Annotated in this window: 7 protein-coding genes; 2 read left to right on the top strand and 5 right to left on the bottom strand. The window is 42.8% G+C overall.

All coding sequences use genetic code 11. From position 1 onward, the window contains the following. Window positions 1–91 precede the first annotated feature (91 nt). Window positions 92–592, top strand: coding sequence for a hypothetical protein (locus HZA08_10465; protein MBI5193847.1), 501 nt, complete (start codon window positions 92–94; stop codon window positions 590–592). A gap of 122 nt (window positions 593–714) precedes the next feature. Here the strand turns inward: HZA08_10465 and HZA08_10460 are convergent, their stop codons facing one another. The 4 genes from HZA08_10460 to HZA08_10445 form a co-directional block, all read right to left on the bottom strand. Further along, window positions 715–981, bottom strand: a complete 267-nt coding sequence (locus HZA08_10460) for a hypothetical protein (protein MBI5193846.1) — start codon at window positions 979–981, stop codon at window positions 715–717. An 81-nt stretch (window positions 982–1,062) separates the two neighbouring features. Next, window positions 1,063–1,410, bottom strand: a complete 348-nt coding sequence (locus HZA08_10455; GenBank protein MBI5193845.1) for a DUF5615 family PIN-like protein — start codon at window positions 1,408–1,410, stop codon at window positions 1,063–1,065. Next, window positions 1,410–1,727 (bottom strand): DUF433 domain-containing protein, encoded by a 318-nt coding sequence (locus HZA08_10450; GenBank protein ID MBI5193844.1) that lies wholly within the window; start codon window positions 1,725–1,727, stop codon window positions 1,410–1,412. The genes HZA08_10455 and HZA08_10450 overlap by 1 nt, the downstream gene beginning before the upstream one ends. 261 nt (window positions 1,728–1,988) lie before the next feature. Continuing rightward, complete coding sequence (locus HZA08_10445; protein ID MBI5193843.1) at window positions 1,989–2,558, bottom strand: hypothetical protein; 570 nt, start codon at window positions 2,556–2,558, stop codon at window positions 1,989–1,991. Between the two features lie 212 nt (window positions 2,559–2,770). On the opposite strand from HZA08_10445, the gene HZA08_10440 reads away from it, so the two are divergent. After that, window positions 2,771–3,058: a phage integrase N-terminal SAM-like domain-containing protein gene (locus HZA08_10440; GenBank protein ID MBI5193842.1), complete on the top strand. Its 288-nt coding sequence runs from the start codon at window positions 2,771–2,773 to the stop codon at window positions 3,056–3,058. Between the two features lie 8 nt (window positions 3,059–3,066). Here the strand turns inward: HZA08_10440 and HZA08_10435 are convergent, their stop codons facing one another. Continuing rightward, window positions 3,067–3,363 carry a hypothetical protein gene (locus tag HZA08_10435; GenBank protein MBI5193841.1) on the bottom strand — a complete coding sequence of 99 codons (297 nt, stop codon included), beginning with the start codon at window positions 3,361–3,363 and terminating at the stop codon, window positions 3,067–3,069. Between the last annotated feature and the right edge of the window lie 36 nt (window positions 3,364–3,399).

The raw sequence follows: 3,399 nt of genomic DNA, 5'->3' as shown, positions 1-3,399 counted from the left end.
CCAGAACTTGCCCTTATCACTATCCCCTACTTCACTACACTCTTCAAAATAATTTGACATGACGGCTCTCCTTTCATTGTTGGATACCATCATGCCATCTTCCCCTCAACTTGTGAAGATGGGGTTATTTAACCGCTTACCATTATTCTATCTGGCCCTGCAGGAATCAAGTTGTACAAACAGCAAGTGTATGATTAGCGGAGGAAGCTGGGCACATGATACATGCTGTTTCTTCCATCCGGAAGGTTACATGTGTCCCTCGGATGCAACGTTATGGGTCAATCCTGGCGAAGAAAGCCACTGCAAAGGAGAATGGGACCTTGCACAAAGCCGTGTAACAGACGGATTAAACTGGAAAAGGGATGTAAATTTTGAAAAACCCAACTGCAGCGGTACAGTCCTTTTTAAAGACTACTGTGCCACATCCGGTTCAATAGTCCACAGAAATGATACCCAATATTGCTGCAACAAAGACACCACAGCCGGAAGACTTGATTGCAGCTTACTAAATACACCTGCAATCATTGAATTAAAGGCACAGAAAGGCATTAGTGAGTGGGTCGATTGTAATGATTTGAGGGAGTGCCGGTAAGAATGAACTTCTCCTTCTCGTTGATGAAGTACCAACTCCAGTTCCAGTTCCGGCACGTTGCGCCTTGAGATTCGATGAATGACCTTCTGCTCATGGCTACATAGAGAAATGCTAACGCAGAGCTAACCGGCGTGCATCTTTTTAACACGTCCGGTTGAGCGCTTTGTTAGTCCTGTCGTTTTTTGTGCAAGCTTGATTAGTGACAGAAGTGCCATATTAACAGCTTCTTCATTTGGAAAAACCTCAGAAACTTCCGGTTTGAGTACAATAATGTTTGATGATTCACTCATACGTTTTGCATACTTCCCGCGTACCATTGCCCCAGGGAAGTCTGAACGCTTGTACTCAGCACGTAATTCGTCTTTCTCTATTTTATTAACTTTCTTCATAAATCTTCCTTTCCCTTTTGCTCGCAAGGCGAGCACTTATAATTCTAACAGTCTCATTTTGCTCATAACGACACGTGGAAATTAAAAGGGAATAAACTCAACACGGTTTTGTAAATCCTGAGGCTCACCGGCCTTAGCAATCAATTCCATGTCTTGTATACACTGGCCAATAGAAATGCGTAATGGATGGGCATAAATAATTCCACTAAACTGATGGTTTTCTTGTTGCCTCCTGGCCGCTTCAATCAGAAGATCATCATCAAAGGTGAACAATACACGGTGTTTCATAGTTGCCTGATCCAGAAGTTCAGGATCAGATAACCTATCAGCCCCATCTTCCTGGGCAGTAAGTACATCAACCTTTCGCATGCGTAGTCCAAGTGTAATAGCCCTTGGAACATGGACATCCATATAAAGTAGGATTGGCATTATAGACGGCCCTGTGCCCTAAGCCGAACTATTACAGGCGAGGGTTCTCTCTTTGAAGATTCCCTAAGTTCCTCAACATTTTTAAGTCTGGCGGAAATCTCCTTGTCTAATTGTTCAGCATGGTCCCAGTAGTAGGCTAATGCTGCATGAACCTGACTTAATGTTATATAGGAATGCTGGAGATGTAATTCTTCGGGACTCCATCCATAAGCCAAACGTTCCACAACCAATTCAGTTACCTTCATTGAGGTACCCTCTATTAAGGCAACCTCTTCCTCATCAAGCACTATGTGCGGATACTCACTTTTAACTGTCATATTTCTACTCCTTAATTTTAAACTATTGTAACATATTTATAAAAACAGATTCCCTGCTTGTTTCACTGCTAGATGTTGCGCTAATTATTTCTGCAATTTTATTGGCTGTTTCTCTTCCATATTTATCCGTACGTACTCCGCTTTCTATATCCTGTGACATGTTTCCCCCTTTTGGGCATAACGCCGGTCATCAGCCGACCCCGCCACAGACGCAAGACTGAAAAAGAAAAACGGCTATTCGGGGTCGGCTGGATGCCTTTGTTAGCTTTTTTCACATATTGGTTGTTTTTTTCTAATATTCTTAATATGCTTGTCCAAATAAGATTCAACTTGCATGTAACGAAGGATAACTGATTTTAGTTCTTTCGTTTCTTCTACGGCATATTTTCTCAACTCTGCTAAGCAGGCGGCAAACTTTTCATTGATGATAAATTCTATCTCGGTTTTATATTTGCGTTTTATATTGTCTTTTATTTGTTGAATATCCTTTATTTGGTTGTGTTTAGTATCTTCGCCTGAATATTTTACGATGGGAGTCCATAGCATGAAATGTTTTTTGTAATCTGGAAAATACTTATTGCCGTATTCAATGTCTTTGCCTAATTTATCCGTGAGCTTTTGAACATTATTTGGCTGGTGATCTTTTACATATCTCAAGCCTGTCGTCAAGTGAATCGCAACTTCACAAACATATAATTCCTTTGGTTCGAGGTTTATTCCGACAACGTCAATTTCGCCTTGAACATCCGGAGTATAAAGATTTTGCTGTATGAACTCGCAGTGCTTTATGTATTGCAGATAGGCCGCGACTATTTCTTCCCCGATATTCATATTGTCTCCCATTTATATTTATTGAAAGGTAACCAGTTATTATCCAGTTACAGCATCAGACTATAGCAGGATGTTTATTCTAGGGCAAGAGGAAAAATCACATGACGTATCCTCTTCCGGATTCCCGGTCAGAGGCGGAAAATGGATCATGAAACCCCTCCTGCTCAAATCAATACTGGAAAGGCAGTAAAGGCGACAGGGATCATCACAGCCTGCCGATAGCTGCGAGGCTCCCTGTTTCGCCCCCATCGGCGGGAAAACGTTACAGTGAATGGCGTTGTCTGGAGAAATCCGGGTCTCCGGCCTGGGACAAAATCATCGGGAGTCTTGCCGCGGAGATCAAGACACGGCACTATTCCCGAAAAACGCTCAAAGCTTATACGGCTTGGGGCCGCAAATTCCAGAGCTACCTGCGAAACAAGCCTCCTGATGAATTGTCAGAAACGGATGTTAAGGCTTATATCACGTATCTTGCGGCTACATGCAAGGTGTCGGTATAAAAGGAACCTTATTCTGCTTCAGATGCTTCGAGGTTTTTGTCCTCTGTATAGTCTTGCTTAAGATTTGTAAATTCCAGATCTATCTGCACCTGCGGATCTATACGTTTCAGGTCCCATTCGGTTATCCACCCTTTTACATATTCACGCATACTCGTTGAGGTCAAGCCTTCTATTGAAGATGATAGCGGCGGTTCCCAATGGTATGCCTGCGTGTATATAGAGCGGATCTTTTTGTGAGTCCGGTCAATAATATTGGCGTCAGGTGCCTTGATAATTAAGTCCCTTTCAGGTTGAATAAGCCGCATCCCCCGCTCGGCCTGGCTTGCCAGGAGGAGGTCTTG

This window comes from Nitrospirota bacterium, assembly GCA_016212215.1.
In the GTDB taxonomy this organism is placed as follows: Bacteria; Nitrospirota; 9FT-COMBO-42-15; order HDB-SIOI813; family HDB-SIOI813; genus JACRGV01.
The sequence above is the reverse complement of the archived record's forward strand: the minus strand, read 5'-3'. Positions and strand labels throughout refer to the sequence as shown.